This is a genomic window from Allobosea sp. 10L417 (assembly GCF_056395485.1).
Genome location: NZ_JBFTJP010000019.1, coordinates 24068 through 42122, shown reverse-complemented (window position 1 = coordinate 42122; position 18055 = coordinate 24068). Strand labels below are relative to the sequence as shown.

18 protein-coding genes are annotated in these 18055 nt (G+C 60.8%); 9 read left to right on the top strand and 9 right to left on the bottom strand.

Translation table 11 applies throughout. The features are described from left to right. From AC1DE3_RS27165 to AC1DE3_RS27130, 8 genes are all read right to left on the bottom strand, one after another. Positions 1–533: aldehyde dehydrogenase family protein (locus AC1DE3_RS27165; RefSeq protein WP_476781273.1), on the bottom strand; the 533-nt coding region annotated here is incomplete at its 3' end. A gap of 158 nt (positions 534–691) precedes the next feature. Beyond that, on the bottom strand, positions 692–1453 hold the full coding sequence (locus tag AC1DE3_RS27160; protein ID WP_476781274.1) for a fumarylacetoacetate hydrolase family protein: 762 nt from the start codon (positions 1451–1453) through the stop codon (positions 692–694). Positions 1454–1589: 136 nt separating this feature from the next. After that, on the bottom strand, positions 1590–2438 hold the full coding sequence (locus AC1DE3_RS27155) for a fumarylacetoacetate hydrolase family protein (RefSeq protein WP_476781297.1): 849 nt from the start codon (positions 2436–2438) through the stop codon (positions 1590–1592). 69 nt (positions 2439–2507) lie between these two features. Continuing rightward, positions 2508–3782 (bottom strand): ABC transporter substrate-binding protein, encoded by a 1275-nt coding sequence (locus tag AC1DE3_RS27150; RefSeq protein WP_476781275.1) that lies wholly within the window; start codon positions 3780–3782, stop codon positions 2508–2510. 81 nt (positions 3783–3863) lie between these two features. Further along, positions 3864–4712, bottom strand: a complete 849-nt coding sequence (locus tag AC1DE3_RS27145) for a carbohydrate ABC transporter permease (protein WP_476781276.1) — start codon at positions 4710–4712, stop codon at positions 3864–3866. Positions 4713–4722: 10 nt separating this feature from the next. Next, the gene (locus tag AC1DE3_RS27140; protein WP_476781277.1) at positions 4723–5601 is read right to left on the bottom strand and encodes a carbohydrate ABC transporter permease; all 879 of its coding nucleotides are present in this window, start codon (positions 5599–5601) and stop codon (positions 4723–4725) included. Positions 5602–5733: 132 nt separating this feature from the next. Next, on the bottom strand, positions 5734–6786 hold the full coding sequence (locus AC1DE3_RS27135; protein ID WP_476781278.1) for an ABC transporter ATP-binding protein: 1053 nt from the start codon (positions 6784–6786) through the stop codon (positions 5734–5736). A 169-nt stretch (positions 6787–6955) separates the two neighbouring features. Beyond that, positions 6956–7756: an IclR family transcriptional regulator gene (locus tag AC1DE3_RS27130; protein ID WP_476781279.1), complete on the bottom strand. Its 801-nt coding sequence runs from the start codon at positions 7754–7756 to the stop codon at positions 6956–6958. A gap of 109 nt (positions 7757–7865) precedes the next feature. Here AC1DE3_RS27130 and AC1DE3_RS27125 point away from each other — a divergent pair, with 109 nt between their 5' ends. The 7 genes from AC1DE3_RS27125 to AC1DE3_RS27095 all read left to right on the top strand — a co-directional run bounded on the left by AC1DE3_RS27125 (position 7866) and on the right by AC1DE3_RS27095 (position 15298). Further along, on the top strand, positions 7866–8627 hold the full coding sequence (locus AC1DE3_RS27125; RefSeq protein ID WP_476781280.1) for an SDR family NAD(P)-dependent oxidoreductase: 762 nt from the start codon (positions 7866–7868) through the stop codon (positions 8625–8627). A gap of 34 nt (positions 8628–8661) precedes the next feature. Beyond that, a complete protein-coding gene (locus AC1DE3_RS27120; protein ID WP_476781281.1) occupies positions 8662–9669 on the top strand; it encodes a Gfo/Idh/MocA family protein in 1008 nt (335 codons plus the stop codon). 105 nt (positions 9670–9774) lie between these two features. After that, positions 9775–10452: a hypothetical protein gene (locus AC1DE3_RS27115; protein ID WP_476781282.1), complete on the top strand. Its 678-nt coding sequence runs from the start codon at positions 9775–9777 to the stop codon at positions 10450–10452. 114 nt (positions 10453–10566) lie between these two features. Further along, the gene (locus tag AC1DE3_RS27110) at positions 10567–12084 is read left to right on the top strand and encodes a UxaA family hydrolase (protein ID WP_476781298.1); all 1518 of its coding nucleotides are present in this window, start codon (positions 10567–10569) and stop codon (positions 12082–12084) included. A gap of 92 nt (positions 12085–12176) precedes the next feature. After that, positions 12177–12977, top strand: a complete 801-nt coding sequence (locus AC1DE3_RS27105; RefSeq protein ID WP_476781283.1) for an SDR family NAD(P)-dependent oxidoreductase — start codon at positions 12177–12179, stop codon at positions 12975–12977. A 79-nt stretch (positions 12978–13056) separates the two neighbouring features. Continuing rightward, positions 13057–13878, top strand: a complete 822-nt coding sequence (locus tag AC1DE3_RS27100; protein ID WP_476781284.1) for a sugar phosphate isomerase/epimerase family protein — start codon at positions 13057–13059, stop codon at positions 13876–13878. 214 nt (positions 13879–14092) lie between these two features. Beyond that, positions 14093–15298: a fumarylacetoacetate hydrolase family protein gene (locus AC1DE3_RS27095; protein ID WP_476781285.1), complete on the top strand. Its 1206-nt coding sequence runs from the start codon at positions 14093–14095 to the stop codon at positions 15296–15298. A gap of 210 nt (positions 15299–15508) precedes the next feature. Here AC1DE3_RS27095 and AC1DE3_RS27090 read toward each other — a convergent pair whose 3' ends face one another. After that, positions 15509–16306, bottom strand: coding sequence for an IclR family transcriptional regulator (locus tag AC1DE3_RS27090; RefSeq protein WP_476781286.1), 798 nt, complete (start codon positions 16304–16306; stop codon positions 15509–15511). Positions 16307–16317: 11 nt separating this feature from the next. On the opposite strand from AC1DE3_RS27090, the gene AC1DE3_RS27085 reads away from it, so the two are divergent. Together AC1DE3_RS27085 and AC1DE3_RS27080 are read left to right on the top strand one after the other, a co-directional pair. Then, positions 16318–16605 carry a hypothetical protein gene (locus tag AC1DE3_RS27085; protein WP_476781287.1) on the top strand — a complete coding sequence of 96 codons (288 nt, stop codon included), beginning with the start codon at positions 16318–16320 and terminating at the stop codon, positions 16603–16605. A 99-nt stretch (positions 16606–16704) separates the two neighbouring features. After that, positions 16705–18024 carry an ABC transporter substrate-binding protein gene (locus tag AC1DE3_RS27080; RefSeq protein ID WP_476781288.1) on the top strand — a complete coding sequence of 440 codons (1320 nt, stop codon included), beginning with the start codon at positions 16705–16707 and terminating at the stop codon, positions 18022–18024. Positions 18025–18055: the final 31 nt, after the last annotated feature.

Genomic DNA, 18055 nt, shown 5'->3' with positions numbered 1-18055 from the left:
ACAAGATCGGCCGGCTTCAGGACCACGCAATTGCCCCAGGCGAGCGCCGGCGCGATCTTCCAGGCGGGGATCGCGATCGGGAAGTTCCACGGCGTGATCATGCCGATGATGCCGAGCGGCTCGCGCGTCACCTCCACGCCGACGCCGGGACGCACCGACGGAACCATCTCGCCACCGAGGCGCAAGCACTCACCGGCGAAAAACGCGAAGACCTGGCCGGCGCAGGTCGCCTCGCCGATGCCTTCGGCCAGCGTCTTGCCCTCCTCGCGCGAAAGCAGGCGGCCGAGCTCGTCCTTGCGGGCGAGAATCTCGTCGGAGGCCTTCTTCAGGATGTCGTAGCGCTCCTGCGGGGTGGAGCGGCTCCAGGCCGGGAAAGCGGCCTTGGCGGCGGCGACCGCGTTGTTCAGGTCCTCGACCGAGCCTTGCGTGTACTCGCCGACCACATCGTTCGTGTTCGAGGGGTTGATGTTGCGCGAGGCGTTGGCTCCGCCAGCCCATTCTCCGGCGATGAGGTTTTTGAACGGTCCAGACATATGTCACACCTTCTTGCTCGACCGTTTGGTCGAGAGTCGTTGGTTGGGGAAGTCTCAAGCAGGCGCAGCCTGGAAAGCGGGATCGAGTTGTCCCAGGTCAACGGCGTGAAGGCGCGCGGCACGTCGGCGTGCAATGGGGAGACCAGCGACCGGCGACGCTATTCGAACCGCACCGATACCTGACCAATCTCGGAAACACGCGCCTCCAGCAGGTCAGCAACGGCGATGGGCAGGACTCCGCAAAGGCTACCGGTGGTCACGACTTGCCCCTCCTTCAGTCCCCCGAGATTATCGCTTTGCGCGTTTGCATAGGCGAGCAACGGCAGCAGCGGGTCCTTGGCAGGATGGGACGCAGCGGCTTTGAAAATTGACCGCCCGGCCAATGTCACTTCACAGTCGAGGCCATTGATCTCGCTGAGGGCAGCCGGCGAAACGGTATCGCCGACGACGTAAGCTCGGTTCCCCAGGTTGTCCGCCAGGAACGACAGGAATGGGACGTCCGCGGGGTTCGCGAACCGTCCTCCGATCACTTCGATCCCCAGCACAACCTTGTCGATCGCGTCGAGGATATCTGAGCGCTCATAGGACCCAGCCACCCGGCGGGGGAGATCGCTACGGAGGAAAACCGCGAGCTCGACTTCGACGGTGAATTTGCTTGAATGCGCGATCATTGAGGCGTTGGGATAAACAGACAGGAGGGGAGCCGCCACCGGCAGCCGCTCCGGCCCAATCGCCACTTTCCAACCCGCGATGGGACGAGCCAGCCGCTCGTGCACCTCGGCTTGTACTTGCATCGCGATCGATGGATTTGACGGCTCTGGGAGAGAACCCGCGTCAAGTTCCGCGCCCGTCAGATGGGCGCGGATCAACTCCTCTGCGAGTACGTTTCCTTCGATGCTGGGAGAGTTCTGAAGAGCCATCCTGACCTCGTTACCTAAGGGCCTTCTAGGCCGGTTCTGACACGAAGAAGCGAACCCGATCGCGGAGGCCCAAATGGTGGGCGGCAGTGATTCCACCACGCCCGCAGTGGTCCACCGCCCACCGGGAAAGGCGCTATCACGCTGCGTCGGCGACGACAGTTTGCCTCTGTTCGCCGAGCCCTTCGATGCCAAGCGTCACGACCTGGCCGGGCTGCAGATAGGCGGGCGGCTTCATGCCCTGAGCGACGCCAGCCGGCGTTCCCGTGATGATCACGTCGCCCGGATTGAGCGTCATGAGACCGCTGAGATAGCTGACGATCTCAGCGATGCTGAAAATCATGTTCTCGGTCGTGCCGTCCTGACGTCGCACGCCGTCGACATCGAGCCAAAGCCGGAGAGCTTGAGGGTTGGGCACCTCATCTGCGGTCACGAGCCAAGGCCCGATCGGTCCGAAGGTGTCGCAGCTCTTGCCCTTGGTCCACTGGCCTGTCCCCTCGGTCTGGAAAGCCCGCTCGGAGACATCGTTTGCGAGGAAGTAGCCCGCAACGTGATCCAACGCGCGCTCCTTGGAGACGTATTTGGCCTTCGTCCCGATGACGACACCCAGCTCGACCTCCCAATCGAGTTTGCTGGAGCCGCGCGGCTGAACGATATCATCGTTGGGGCCGACGATCGCGCTTGTCGCCTTCATGAACACGACGGGCTCCGCGGGCGCCTGGTTGCCGGTCTCACGAGCGTGGTCGATGTAATTGAGCCCGATACAGATGAACTTGCTGACGCCGCCGATGCAGGAGCCGATCCGCCCTACGTCGCTAACGATTGGCAGAGTTATCGGGCCAACGGCCGCAATCTGCCGGAGGACATCGGGGGTTACAGACGCACCGTTCACGTCTTGAATGATCCCGCTGAGATCCCGAATTGTGCCGTCGCCTGCAAGAAGAGCAGGCCGCTCCTCGCCCGCCGGTCCATAGCGCAACAACTTCATCTCAAATTCTCCATGAAAGGCGAGTGGGTTGGAGAACGCTCCCATCCCACCCGCTTGGCCTTGTGGTGATTACTGCGCCTTGGTCAGCGCTTCGTCGTAGCGCTTGACGACTTCCGCATAGGCGTTCTCTGGCGTTTCATCGCGCAGCACCATTCTCTGGAAGGCTTCGCCGAGGATGGTGTGGAAGGTCGACAGAATTGGGGAGTATGCGACGGCCTGCCCGCGCTGGCTCACCAGTTCGGCCCATTGCTTCTGATTGTTGGCTGCCTCGCTCTGGAGATAAGGCGAGTTGTAGGCCGATTTCCTCGAGACCACCTCGCCGCCTTCGGCCGCAATCGCCTGCGCCTCGGGGGAGATGACGAACTTCATGAAGGTCCAGGCGGCGTCCTGCTTCTTCGAGTTCTTGTTGAGGGCGATGGTGTAGCTGTAAACGGTCTGCTTGTCGGTACCCGAGAAGGAAGGCGCCGGCGCCCAGCCCAGATCGTCGCCCGCCCCTTGGGTCTGAAGGGTCTTAAAGCGATACAGACCGAAGTTGGTCATCGCGATCGTGCCGGATCGCAGGCCGTCATGGACCTCGTTGATCCCCATCTGCGCGCTGCGCAGGGATGTGACTTTACACTTCGTGAAAAGATCTTTGATCGTTGTGCCAGCGCGGATGAAATTCTCTTTCGAGAACGCGATCTTCCCATCAGGAGCGAAGTACCGGCCGTCGGAGCCGACCAGCATCGTGCTTAGAAAGAACTCCGCCAGGCTCTGGGCGCCACCGATGCCGCCGGTTGCGCCGAGCGGAACGGCGAAGCCGTTCACGTTCGGCTGCTTGAATTTTGAGCCCGCAGCGCAAACCTCGTCCCAAGTCTTCGGCGGCGTCACCCCCGCTTCCTGGATGGCGCCCTTGCGATACGTCAGGATCGGGATGCGGAAATCCTGGGGAAGAGCGAAAAGCTTTCCGTCGATCTGGGACGTCGATAGCGGAAGCAGCCAGTCCTCGTCGGGAATCCCATCCTTTTTGACGAGGTCATTCAACGGGACGAGATTGCCCGTGGCTGCGTACTCCGGGAGACCGAAGCTTACAACGCGAATGACGTCTGGCGTGTCGCTACGGGACTTGACCGCCCTGGTGACGGTCGCGCCCGTCGGATCGACCAAGAGCTTGATTTTGATGTCCGGGTACTTGCTCTCGAAAGCCTGGATCATCTTCGTCTGGGCTGCCGACCGAGGATCRTTGGCATTATTCGGATCAAGAAACGTCGAGTAGACGATTTCCGTTGCCTGAGCGATGGCGTGCTCCGTGAATGAAGCGGATACGCTGGCACAGACGGTCAATACCGCTGCTGCCTTGATCATTGCGCGTCGTGACGTAGCAGTCATAGGTGTTTCCCCTCTCTGATTTGTTGTGCTGCCGTGCAGTTATCGATCTTCTGCCGGTCAGCCCTTCACCGCTCCTGCCGTGAGGCCGGAGATGAACCACTTTTGAACAAGGCCGAACATGAGAATGACCGGCATCGATGCGATGACGACGAAGGCCATCATGTACGACCACGAGATGCCAACCGCGTCGAAAACCTGATTGACCAGCGCGACCTGAAGCGTCCGTTTGGCGACCTCGGGCGCAAAGACTGCCACCGTAATGTAGTCGTTCCAGGTCGTGACGATGCCGATCGTAGCGACCGCGGCGATGCCTGGACGTATCAGCGGGAGGATGAGGTTCCAGATGATCTCGAAGCGGTTCGCACCATCCATGAAAGCGGAATCTTCGATCTCGACAGGAACCGCTTCGACGAAATTCGCGATGAACCACACGGTTTGGGGGATAATCCTTGCCGACAGAATGATCGTCACGACGATTCCGCTGTTCAGCAAGCCGACCGAATCGAGCAGGTAATAGGTGGGCACCAGCAGCGCGACGCCAGGCACCATCGACGTCGCCAGGATGACGAGCATCAGCGCGCGCTTGCCTTTGAACGAGAAGCGAGCGGCTGCATAGCCAGCGGGAATGCCGACCAGTAGCGCGAGAACTACGGCACCAACGGCATAGAGAACGGAGTTGAAGAAATCCCGAGCGAAGGACTGGTCTCGAAAGACCTTGAAGTAGTTTTCCAGCGTTGCTTTACTAGGCCAGAGCGTCGGCGGTACGGCTACCGCTTCCACTTCGGTCTTGAACGACGTCGCCAGAGCCCAAGCCACAGGCCCGAGCACAATGACCGCGAAAAACAGGGACATAAGGATCGCGGGGGCGCGCCCGGTTGGGCGACCAGAAGATACAGCTGCGCTCATGTGCCTAATCCTATCCGGTAACGCGACCAGTAAGCCGGGTGTAGAGCACACCGAGGGCAACGTTGATCAACAGGACAACAATCGAGACGACCGCGGTGGGCCCGATGTTGACGGCTTGCACGGTTCCGCGGAACGCTTCGAAGCTTAGAGTCGTGGTCGAGCCGAGCGGTCCGCCGCCTGTCATGACGATAATCAGCGTCATCAAGGTCAGGTACATGATCGACAGGGTCAGTGCTGTGCTGCCGAGCGTCGGGAGGATCTGCGTCAGCGTAACATAGCGAAACTTGATCAGCGGCCCTCCGCCATCAATTTCTACGGCTTCGTAAAGCTCTTTCGGGATGGATTGCATGGCAGCAGTGGCCATGACCATCACGTAGGGAAACGACCACCAGGCAGTGACGATGATGATCAGGGGCAGTGCAAGGCCCGGGTCCCCCAGCATAAGGCCAGGTTCAATCCCAATGGCCTGCATCAAGTAGGGAATAGGCCCGAAAGACGGATTGAGAAGCCAGAGCCAGATACTGCCCACGACCGACATCGACAGCGTCCAGGGGAACAGAATAAAAACCCGCAGAACTGTTCCGGTCGGGCCGGCATTGTTGAGCACGAGGGCCGCGGCCATGCCGAGGACCACCGCGCCCGCAAGCGATCCAACGACGTAAGCCAAAGACACATACACCGTGCTCCAGAATGCCGCCGATCCTAAGACCTCCGTGTAATTCGCGAGCCCGACAAACCCGATGAGATCGTAGTACCTCGTCTTTTGAAAGCTCAACCAACCGACGAAAAAGGTCGGGTAAAGCGTGACCAGAAACAGTACCAATATCGCTGGTGCAAACCAGAGATAGGGTGCCCAAGAGATGCGAGCTTCGCTGTGCGTCTCTGGCATGTCGCCTGTGAGGCCAACTCCTGGGGAGCTGGTCACGGCCTGTGAGCGGCTTGCTGACATTTTTGGGTTCCGTAAAAATTCCCTGGGCAACGGCCGCAGGCCATTGCAGCCAGCGAGCGCATTCACTGTTGCTCAGGAGAGTCGACTGCCGTTGCTTTCGCTGAACACGTGAATGCGCGAGACATCCGGCCTGACGCGAATAGTTTCGCCGGGCTGCGGCAGGTCAGCATCCCGAAAAATGCACACGATGCTTTGCGAGCCATGGCGAGCGATTACCTGCGTCTCGGCCCCCGTCGGCTCAACGACCGCGACGGTAAGTGCCAACCCGTCATCGCTCCTGACGAGATGCTCGGGCCGGACACCATATATGGCGTCGGTGGATAGATGCTGCAGGCTGGCAGGCAGAGGCAGGGCCGACCCGTCCTCAAGGAGGAACCGCCCTTGCTCGCAACGCCCCTTCAGGAAGTTCATTGCCGGAGATCCAATGAATCCGGCGACAAACATATTGGCGGGATTGTTGTAGAGTTCGAGCGGAGCGCCGATCTGCTCGACTAGGCCGTCATGCATCACGACGATCTTGTCGGCCATCGTCATGGCCTCGACCTGGTCGTGCGTGACATAAACGGTCGTGGTCTTGAGGCGTTGATGCAGCTCCTTGATCTCGGTGCGCATCTGCACGCGTAGTTTGGCATCGAGGTTCGACAAAGGCTCGTCGAAGAGGAAGACCTGCGGGTTTCGAACGATCGCACGGCCCATCGCCACGCGCTGACGCTGGCCACCAGACAGCTCGCGGGGATAGCGATCCAGGAGCTTGGTGAGGCTGAGAATTTCCGCCGCGCGCCTCACGCCCGCTTCCCGCTCCTCGCGAGGGGCCTTCTTAAGCTTCAGGGAGAAACCCATATTCTCCGCGACCGTCATGTGGGGATACAGCGCGTAGTTTTGGAAGACCATGGCGATGTCGCGCTCCTTTGGTGGAACGCCGTTCACTGTTCGACCACCGATCTGGACCTCGCCGCCCGAAATATCCTCCAGACCGGCGATCATACGAAGCAGGGTCGACTTTCCACACCCGGAAGGCCCGACCAATGTGACGAACTCTCCGTCACGAATGTCGACAGTCACCCCGTGAATGACAGGCGCGTTCCCATAAGATTTACGGACCGCCTTCAGCTCGACATTCGCCATCAATTCCTCCCTTGGCTCTCGGAGGAGCCGTTTTCTCATTGGCCGTAAGCTGGCTGTTAATGGAATGATATTCCGTTAGCAAGTCTGGTGTCAATGAGAACCTCTTGCGCTCAAGCGGCCCTGCCAAGTCGAGCGCTAATTATTATTATTTTTCATATACTTAATATTATTAAGCTGTCGTCGCCTGCCTCACGGCGGAGGCGATCCGATACGGCCAAAGAGCCGAAAGCTCCTGCGCAGTCGCCTTTACCAGCTCCCCCACTCGTGGAACGACGATAGGCGAGAAGCGATGGATCGGACCGGCAACGCTTACCGTGCCTACGACCTGCTCACCGACACGGATTGCAGCCGCCACGGCGGCAACACCCGGCTCAGCCTCTTCGATCGCAGTGGCCCAGCCTCGCTCCTGCGTCTCATCCAGGGCAGCTGAGAATGTCTGTTTGGTCGTGATGACCCGAGGCCCCCCAACGTCTGATGTTCCCAGTCCACTGGCGACTGCTCGGGCCAAGGCATCATCACGATCAAGGGTCGCTAGCCAAGCTTTTCCGTTGGCCGTCATATGAAGAGGAACTTTTGCTACAAGTTCAGGCTGATAAATCAGGCCGGTACGGGCGCCTTGTGAATGAGCAATCCAGGTTAGTCCGTCTGGGTCTACGATAGCGATTCTGCCGAGTCCTTCCGTCGTGCTCGCCAAGCGATCAAGAATTGGCTGGCAGATGTCAGGAATACGCGTTCCTACCAGAAGACGTTGACCAACGACGGCCAACCGCAACGACAAGCGATAGAAGCCACTGTCAGCGTCCTGCTCGGCCCATCCGAGGTCGCACAGCGTGGTCACAAGCCGATGCGCCGCGCTCTTCGGCACGTCCAGACGGCGGCTGATCTCACCGAGCGGCATCGCGCCAGCGTTCTCGCTCAGCAGGGTGATGAGGTCGAAGCAGCGTTCGACGAGGGATTTGACAAGCCGCATGGCACCACTGTAGCAAGAGGTTGCTGGAACGATATTCCATTAGCATAATTCGCCGGTTTTCGCAAACCGAGGCGGCTCGATAACCAGCCGAGTAATACCGGGAGTGAGCATGACTTCTATTCAGCACGACCTGTCGGGAAAGATTGCCGTGGTCACGGGAGCTGGCCGCGGATTGGGGAAAGCCATTGCCGAGGTTCTCGCCGGCCGCGGCGCTCATGTGGTCATTACCGATCGCTTGCTCGAGCCTGCCGAACTGGCTGCAGCGTCCATCCGAGCCACAGGCGGCAAAGCCAGCCCGATCGCCTTCGACGTGGCTGAGTCCGACCAGGTCGAGGAAGCTTTCGGAAAAATCCGGGCAGAATTCGGCCGAGTGGACATCCTGATCAACAACGCCGGCATCGGCGATTTCGTGAGCTTTCCAGAGATCACCGCGGAAAAGTGGGATCGGATGCTCAACATCCATCTGAAAGGCTCGTTCAATTGCTGCCAGGCAGTGCTCGCCGGCATGAAACAGCAGAAGTACGGCAAGATCGTCAACATCAGTTCCGTGGCCGGAAAGCGCGGCGATTTCATCGGCAATGCGCATTATACCGCTGCCAAGGCCGGAATTATCGGCCTGACGAAATCTCTCGCACTCTACGCCGCCCCATTCGGCGTCAACGTCAATGCCGTCGCGCCCGGACTCTTCGCAACAGAACTCACCGATGGGATGAGCGGCGACATGAAGGCGACGACCATTTCGCGCATTCCCGCCGGCCGCCTCGGTCGCCCTGAAGAGATCGGGCGGGCAACGGCCTTCCTCGCTTCCGACGACGCCAGCTACATCTTCGGCGAGACCCTAAGCGTCAACGGCGGCTCCTACATGGATTGAGTGCTTCGACACTCGCGTTTTCACGGAACTTCCTATGAAGATCGCAATATTCGACGTCAGCCATTGGCATTTCCCGCTCTACATCCCGGCGCTCGGCGATCCGGGTGTCGAGATAGTCGGCATCTCCGATAGCGAAGCGTTTTCGGGGGCGCGTTTCGCGCACCAGCTGAACTGCAAGCTTTTCGGTTCGAACGAAGAGCTGCTCAAAGAAGATTTCGACTTCGCCCTCGTGTTTAGCCGCCATTCCAGGATGGCAGCCTTGGCCGAGCGCCTGACTGACCGCGGAATCCCATTTCTGATCGAGAAGCCTTGCGGCCTCAATCTGAAAGAGGTTCGACGCATCCGGCAGCTGGCCGAGCGGCGGCGCGTTCACGTCACCGTTCCGTTTATCAACCGGGTAAGCGACTGGGCTTCACGTTTGTCGCCGGCCGAAGGTTTTACGCCGGAAGGCTTTCAGCATCTGTCATTCAGATTCATCGTAGGCCTGGCTGATCGCTATGAGCGAAACGGGAACAGCTGGATGCTGGACAACCGACAGGCAGGCGGCGGTTCGCTCCTGAATGTCGGTATTCATTTTATCGATCTGATCTCGTCCTTCACGGGCGCCCCGATCACTCATGTTTCGGCTCAGGCTCGGACGTTCCGCCCCGAGGTCACCGTCGACGAGCAGGCCATCCTGTCCTGCCAGAATGCGGCGGGCCAAATTGGCGTGATCGAAACCGGTTACCTGTATCCGTCAACGGCAGAAGACCAGCGCGACTTTGCGTTTTCGATCTCGCATACCTCCTCCTACGTGCGAGCGTATGCTGACCAGCTCTATGTGAAAGGCCGCGACCAACAGCCGGGGCGCTCCACCACTGTCGAGTTCAATACCGACGAATATTACCCGGTGTTTCTCCGACGCAGTTGGGCGGATCTGGCCGAAGGCCGAGCGCCCGTCGCAGGTCTACGCGAGGCGGAACACGCGATCGCCGTCCTCGAGGCAGCATACCGTTCCGCGGCCAACGGCGGCACGCCCCAAACGGTCGAACACGCACCTTAGACCCACACCCGGCCAGTAGCTCGATCCAGCTGCGACGCTATCGCGTTCGCCGGCCTCCTGGATCGGACGAACGCAACGGGAAAACCAACGAGCGAGGAGCTTCCCATGTCTTTGTCAGGATCAGGCGTTATCGCCATATGGAACGATATCACCGATGAAGGTCGGGCCAATTTTTATGAATGGCACGACCGCGAGCATATCCCGGAGCGGGTTGGAATTCCGGGCTTTCTGCGCGGTCGCCGTTACATCGCTTTGTCGGGCACGCCGGAATATTTCACGCTCTACGAGGTTCAGCACAAGTCGGTGCTCACCGGTGCGGATTATCTGGCGCGGCTGAACAGTCCGACCGAATGGACCACGCGCTCCGTCCAGCACTTCAGGAACACCTCTCGATCGCTGTGCGACGTCGAGGTCTCGCTAGGCGCGGGATCGGGTGGCTTCATCGGGACCATCCGCTTCGATTGCGAGCCAGGCCAGGATCCGGAAATTCTCAAGACACTCTCCGAATCCATGCTGCCTAAGGTGGCGCAAACAGCTGCGATCTCAGCAGTGCATATCTGCCGGGCTGATGAGAGCGCGAGCAACGTCAAGACAGCCGAGCAGCGTGGGCGAGCCGCAAACATGGTTCCTCGTTGGGTACTCATGGTGGAGGGAGCCACGCAGGAAGCGGTCGAGCATGTCGTGGCCACTCATCTGAGCCCCGCAGTGCTCAGTGACTTAGGCGCGCCGGAAGCCCTGCACGGAATCTACCGTTTGCAGTTCGACCTCGTCGGCACCCGTTGAGATCAACTTGGCGCCTCGAGGCGCCAAGGCCAGCTCTCACGGGCACGGCCGACTAGCAAGAACAGCGCGCCTACCTTGGTCGACGCGCAGTTTCGCGAACAGGAAACCGGGACAATGCACCCAGTAATACGCCTTCACACGGACGATAATGTCGTCATTGCGCGCGCGGCGTTGCTGGCTGGCACGCCCGTTGCCGACGGGGTCGTGACCTCCGCTCGCATTCCTGCAGGCCACAAGGTCGCTGCACGGGCGATCGTTCAAGGCGAGCCTGTTCGCCGCTACAATCAGGTCATCGGGTTTGCGACCACCGATATCGCCCCTGGAGAGCACGTCCACGTTCACAACATGGGAATGGGCGATTTTGCGAAGGACTATGCTTACGGCCAAGACGTAAGGCCTACTGATTATGTCGAAGTCCCAGCCACATTCGAAGGCATTCGCCGCCCGGATGGCCGCGTCGCAACGCGCAACTACATCGGCATTCTCACCTCGGTGAATTGCAGTGCTCATGTGGCAGGCCTCGTTGCCGACGCTTTCAAGCGACATCCACTTCTCGGAATCGAGCCGCTAGCGGGCTATCCGAATGTCGATGGCGTTGTTGCGCTGACGCATAAGACCGGCTGCGGCATGGCCGAGGGAGAACCATTGCAGCTCTTGCGGCGGACGCTCGCCGGCTATGCGCGCCACCCCAATTTCTCTCACATCGTCGTGCTCGGGCTCGGTTGCGAGGTGAATCAGATTGGCGCGATGCTCAAGGAGCACAACCTGACCGATCGCATCCGCAACATGGATATCCAGGCGATGGGCGGCACCCGCAAGACGGTGGAAGCCGGCATGGATTTTGTGCGGGAGGTTCTCACTGATGCCAACCGCGTGCATCGGGAGACCGTTCCCGCGAGCGAGCTCAAGATCGCCCTGCAGTGCGGCGGATCGGACGGTTACTCCGGCGTCTCGGCCAATCCCGCCCTCGGCGTCGCAAGCGATCTCGTCGTGCGCAATGGCGGCACAGTAATTCTGTCGGAAACGACGGAAACTTACGGCGCCGAGCACCTCTTCACCCGGCGTGCCGTCAGCCGGGAAGTCGGCGAGAAGCTGGTGAGCCTCATGACCTGGTGGGAGGAATATACCCGCAAGCACGGGGCGGAGATCAACGCAAACCCCTCTCCTGGCAACAAGGCTGGAGGACTGACGACGATTCTCGAAAAGTCGCTCGGCGCCATGGCCAAGGCTGGCAGCACCAACCTTGTGGACGTGATCAAGTATGCGGAGGCGGTAACCGCGAAGGGGTTCGTGTTCATGGATACGCCGGGTTTCGATCCGGTCTCGGCGACTGGTCAGGTCGCAGGCGGCGCAAACGTGGTGTGCTTCACCACCGGGCGAGGCAGCGTGTTTGGCTGCAAGCCTGCCCCATCGATCAAGATCGCGACCAACACGCCTCTCTACACGCGCATGGAGGAGGACATGGACGTAAACTGCGGCACGATCCTCGATGGCGAGGAGACCGTGTCGGAAGCCGGACAGCGGATCTTCGACCTCATTCTTCGGGTCGCCTCCGGCGAGCGCACCAAGAGCGAACTCTTCGATTTTGGATCGGCCGAGTTCGCTCCCTGGCCGCTCGGCGTCACGGTTTGAGGCGCGACAGCAGCCCCTGAAACGCATCTGAAGGACCCGTCGCGCAGGCGGGTCTCCCAATACACAAGTCTCGTTCTGAGGAGGAGCGATCAATGAGAGCCTTAGTGAGCGGCGCAAGCCGCGGGATCGGAGCGGCGGTCTGCCTACGGATCACCGAAGCAGCGCTCGCCCGAGGCGAGCGTCCGAAGATCGCGGTCTGTGGCCGGGAATCTTCCGACACGCAGGAGGAGGTTGCGCGCCAAGTGCGCGAACTCGGCGGTGAGGCCATCGCACTCAGCGGCGACCTCGGCGACGTCGATGCCCCCGCGCGGCTCGTCGATGCGGCGGCGGCGGCGTTTGGAGGGCTGGACGCGCTGGTCGCTAACGCGGGTGTGGCGAAACCCGGGAAGATCAGCGATCTGTCGCTCGACGAGTGGGAGCGAATGTTCGCAATCAACCTGCGCGGGGCGTGGCTCCTGGCAAAGCACAGCTATCCGCATTTGAAGGCAAGCCGCGGCGCAGCCTGCTTCACCTCTTCGATGTCAGGGCAGGTGCCGCACGCAGGCTCGGGCGCCTACAGCCCCACCAAGGCCGCTCTGGCCATGCTCGCCCAGACGCTGGCGCTGGAATGGGCGCCGGACGGCATCCGCGTCAACGTCGTCTCGCCCGGCATGACGCAAACGCCGATGTCCGCGAAGATGTATGCCGACCCGGCCATCAAGGCGGCGCGCGAGAAGCTCATTCCGCTCGGGCGGATCGGGCAGCCAAGAGACATCGCCAATGCGATCGAGTTCCTGGTCAGCCCGCTGGCGGGCTATGTGACCGGGCAGGATCTCTGCGTCGACGGTGGGTTCAGCAAGTCGATCCTGAGCCACATACCCGGGCGACCCAGCTCGGCGCCCCAAAGTGCGTGACGCAGACAGCGCCGGCACGCGGCTGTCGCGCTGTTGGCGCGTTGTCGCGGCCGGACGATGTCCTCGGAGGACCATTCGCATGATCATCAATACCTTCTCATACCTCTGGTCGGCGACCGCAATCGACGCGATCGTCGAGCTCAGCGATCACGGTTTCAGTGTCTTCGAGGTGCCTATCAGCGCGCCACATTGCTGGCCGGACGAGATGGCGCCAGCCGCGCGCGCAACGGCGCGGCGGCGATTGCAGGACTGCGGAGCCAGCGTGAGGTCGCTTAACGCAGGTGGATACGACATCAACCTGGCGAGTCCGGCTGCGAACATGAGACGCAAGAGCACCGATCACATCAAGGACGTGATCGACCTCGCCTATGCCTGGGGTGCGGTCGACGTGGTGATCTCGCCGGGCACGCGCCGCCCGATGATCTCGCCTTCGCTGGAGCAGACGTTCGGCTGGCTGTACGAGAGCCTGGACGTTCTCCTGCCGCGGGCTGAACAGGCCGGAGTCCGGCTGCTGCTGGAAAACACGCCGTATTGCTTCCGGCCGACTTTCGCCGAGATGCTCGGTGTGGTCCAGGAGGTAGGCAGCGACCGCCTGAAAATCGTCTACGACGTCGCGAACGCGGCCTACATTGAGGAAGATCCCGTCGCCTGCCTTCTGTCGGGACATTCGGCGATCGGACTTGTGCATATCTCCGATACCGGGCTCGACATCTGGGGCCATGATCCGATCGGGACCGGGGTCATCGATTTCGAGGCGCTGGGAAAAGCAGTCGAAGCGACCTGCAAGATCGAGAACGTCGTTCTCGAAATCATTCGCGAGAAAGAGCCCTTGCAATCAATCAACACGGGCATCGCCGAGCTGCAGAAGAGGGGTTGGAATCTCAAGTCCTCGGGCCGGTGATAGGCTGTAGAGATCACCCGGGTGGAGCTGCCATAAGCAAAGATGAACATTTCGCTTTGAGGCGGGTCAGCTGTCCCACTCCGCATACTGCGAAGCCCCAAGACAGCGGAGATCTGAACGATCTTCTGGCGCCCTTTAACGACAGTCCAGAGTTCTTACGCTTCCAGGCGCGCCCGTGCCGCCTCTGCTTGAAAATGCGAACGGAAGACAGGCAATGAATTCACCGGCATGGCCCTTCGGCAACCCCCGTCAAACTCTGCCTGTCGATGGCTACGACGGTGCGCTTGCTGGGAGGGTTTGGCGACCAGGCATCGGACCTTCGGTGGTGGCGATCCGTCAGGATGGCATCTTCGACATATCTTCTGCCGTCCCCACCATGAGCCAGCTCGCGGACATGGGCGACCCAGCCGGCTTTCTGAGGGCCGCTGCGGGCGAATTGGTGGGCTCTCTCGATGAGATCATTGCGAACACGATGCCGGATAGCAGAGATCCGTCGCGTCCCTGGCTGCTTGCGCCCATCGACCTGCAGGTGGTCAAGGCTGCCGGCGTGACCTTTGCAGTTTCCATGCTGGAGCGCGTGATCGAGGAGCGGGCAAGAGGCGATGCCAGCGCGGCGGCAGCCATTCGAGCCGAGGTCTTGCGCCTGGTGGGTGATGATTTGAGCCGATTGAAGCCCGGTTCAACGGAAGCTGCGAGGCTCAAGGACGTGCTGGTCGCTCAAGGGGCCTGGAGCCAGTATCTTGAAGTCGGGATCGGCCCGGATGCCGAGGTGTTCACCAAGGCGCCCACCCTTTCCGCTGTCGGCGCTTTCATGGATGCAGGGCTTCATCCGGGGTCGACCTGGAACAACCCAGAACCCGAGGTCGTCGTCGTGGTCAAGGCCGACGGCAGAATCGTGGGTGCGACCCTGGGAAACGACGTGAATCTGCGCGATTTCGAAGGCCGCTCCGCGTTGCTCCTCTCCAAGGCGAAAGACAACAACGCCTCGTGTGCCGTCGGGCCCTTCATCCGGTTTTTCGACGAGACGTTTTCTCTCGACGACGTACGCAAGACGACTGTGACGCTGACGGTCGAGGGAGAGGACGGATTCCGGATGGAGGGGTCGTCTTCCATCTCCGAGATCAGTCGCGATCCCGAGGATCTGGTGGCTCAGACCCTCGGTCCGCATCACCAATATCCGGATGGCTTCGTCCTGTTCCTCGGCACGATGTTCGCACCGACGCAGGATCGCGATCAGCCGGGCATGGGCTTCACCCATAAGACCGGTGATATCGTCACCATCGCCGCGCCCGGATTGGGGGCACTGGTCAACCGCATGAAGCCGAGCTCGGCCTGCGAGCCCTGGACTTTTGGCCTCGGCGCATTCATGGCCAATCTTGCTGGCCGAGGTCTGCTCCGCGAAAGCGTGCGTCGCTCCTAGCTCAAGATTGTGCCCGATGCGCTTGGCGGATCAGGATGAGACGCATGCCGTCGGGCTTGAGCGTCCTTCCGGACGTTGGCGACGAGCTGCTACACCCTCATGCTCGATCAGGAGATCATCAGCATCAAGCGAGTGCAGGCCCCCAGGACTGCCACGAAGCGCCGAACCGAAAGCCTTGCCTTAAGCCGCCAAGAATCCTGAAAATGATGTTCAGATATCAATATCAAGATATTGCGGCTTTACCGGCCATATGCTGCCGATTTGACTGGCGGCGGCTTTGAGATCTGGAACGAATTCGGCGATCTTTTGATTGCTGAGCCTAAAGATGGGGCCGGCAAAACTGACGCACCCAACCGCTGGTCCGCCAGAACGGCGCTCGATCGCGGCCGCTACGGTCACAAGGCCTTCGATCGTTTCTTCAAAGGAGGTCGCAAATCCATTATCTCGCACCGCTGCGAGAGCGATCCGCAAGCTCGAAGTGTCTGTCACGCTGGTCTTCAAGGGCAATTGCGGGACGGTGAAGCCACGTTCGGTCACGACGTCCTCCGCCTCTTGTGGATCAAGCGTCGCGAGCCAGGCGCGGCCGTTTGCGGTCCCATTGAGGCTAGCCGGCTTTCGGCCCATGTCGGGATCGAACCGAATGCCACCCAAGGCGCCTTGAGCATTGGCGATGAAGTAGAGTTCACCGTGTTCGACAATAGCCAGTCGGACGAGCTCGCCGGTGCGCGCCGCCAACCGGTCGAGGATCGGCTGGCAGACTTCAATTAAGCCGGAACTCCCGAAAAACCGCAGAGCGAGCGCCGCAGTCCTTACGCTCAATCGGTAACGCTGCGTCTCGCGATCCTGGCTGACAAAGTCCCGCTTCATCATAACGGTCAGCACCCGGAAGGTTTCGCTCTTTGAGGCATTCAGACGGCGCGCGATCTCGGAAACCGGCAATCCGGTTGGGTAATCGGCCAGCAGGTCGAGCATGTCGAGGACGCGGTCGATCATCGAGCCGGCGGGCATGGATGCACTCCGTGGAGGAAACGCGAGGTGATAGCCGGCAGTGGGCCGAGGTCAAGTACCCCCAATTGCATTTACGAACGCTGTTCGGTTATGAATTGTTCAAGCGTACCGCAGTGCACGCATTTCAGGGAGCGGCGTCCGATATGAGCGACGCATATCAAGTCTCGGTTGCCGACGATCAGCGAGCTTCCACCGTGCGCGATTGGCCGTGGCTCGCGCCGGTATCGCGGCTATCGAGAGTGCTCACGCTCTATCGGACCGCGGCGGTCCATGCGGCCGTGCGTATTCAGTTTCAGTGATGGTTCAGGGCTTAGGCCAACCGCCAGCACCGTGAAGATCTGTCGAGACCGGGCCTGCTGCCGCCGACGAGGAACCCAGTCCGAGAAAAGGGGAGGACTATGAAGACATCGATCCAGACGAGGAATTCAAGCGCCAGCCGCCGCCAGTTCGCGCTGCTTGCCGCTACAACAGTGCTGGCGCTCGGCGCTGTTGCGATGGCGCCCGCCCATGCCCAACAGGTCGAGATTGCTTACGCAACCTTCCTTGATCCCAACAACAAGGCGGATCCGCGTGCCGCGGCACAGACAAGGATGATCGAGGCCTTCGAGAAGGCCAATCCGAACATCAAGGTCAAGGTCGTGATCGACCCCACTCAGGCCGCCTCTTCGCGAGCGTTCCGGAGCAAGTCGGACTCCCCCGACATCGCGCGCTTCGCCAACTGGTCGATCTCGGAAATCGTCGCCACGGGCTCGGTATTGCCCCTCGACGACCTGCTGAAACGCGACAATGTCAGCGAGGCTGACTGGCTGCTCCCGCTGTCTCAGACCAAGGTCGGCGGCAAGATCTACGGGATGCAGCAGGATTACCGTATCCCGGTTTTGCTCTATCGCAAGAGCTTGCTCGACAAAGCCGGGGTCACTCCGCCAAAGACTTGGGACGAGGCTTGCGTCGCAGGTGGCAAGCTGAATAAGGACGGTGTCACAGGTTACGCCATTCCGCTCGGGTCAAGCGGCGGTGTCGGTGGCGCTCAGGCGCTGGCCGAGAATCTGTTCAGCTCGATGGTGACGGAAACCGGAGGTCGCTATTTCGCGGATGACGGCCGTTCCTTCCAAGCGTCGCGAGAGGCTGTGATCCGGACGCTCCAGACGATCCGGGACATGTACGGCAAGTGCAAGGCGACGCCGACGACCAACGCGCAGTTTGGATACAGCGAAACCCATGACGGCCTGCGCGCCGGTACGATCGCGCAAGCGACCTTTGGACTGTTCCGCTTCCGCGCCATCCAGTCCGGCGGCGCCGGCAACGATCTCGCATGGGCGCCGCCGCCCGCCTTCGCGCCCGACGGCAAGATGGTGACCTATGGCTTTCAGATCGTCGTCAACGCCAATTCTCCTCGGCGCGAGGCGGCGTGGGCCTTCACCAAGTTCATGACCGGCCCCGACGCGCAGGCGATCGCAGCCGAAGGCGGCGAGGTGGTATCGCGCACCTCTGCTTATAGCGCCCCTTATTTCAAGCAGCCGGACGCGGCCAATCAACTTGCCTGGGCGGAGTTGATCAAGTCCCGCGGCAAGATGGTCAACTATTCCGTCGTCAGTTCGACCTTCAACCAGATCCTCGGCGACGCCACGGTGCGGATGATCCTGCGCAACAGCACAGCCGATGAAGCCTATGCCGAGATCGTGGCCAAATACGACGAGGCCCTGAAGAAGGCGCAATAGCGACCGCAGGCGGGATCCGGCGCGCGAGTGC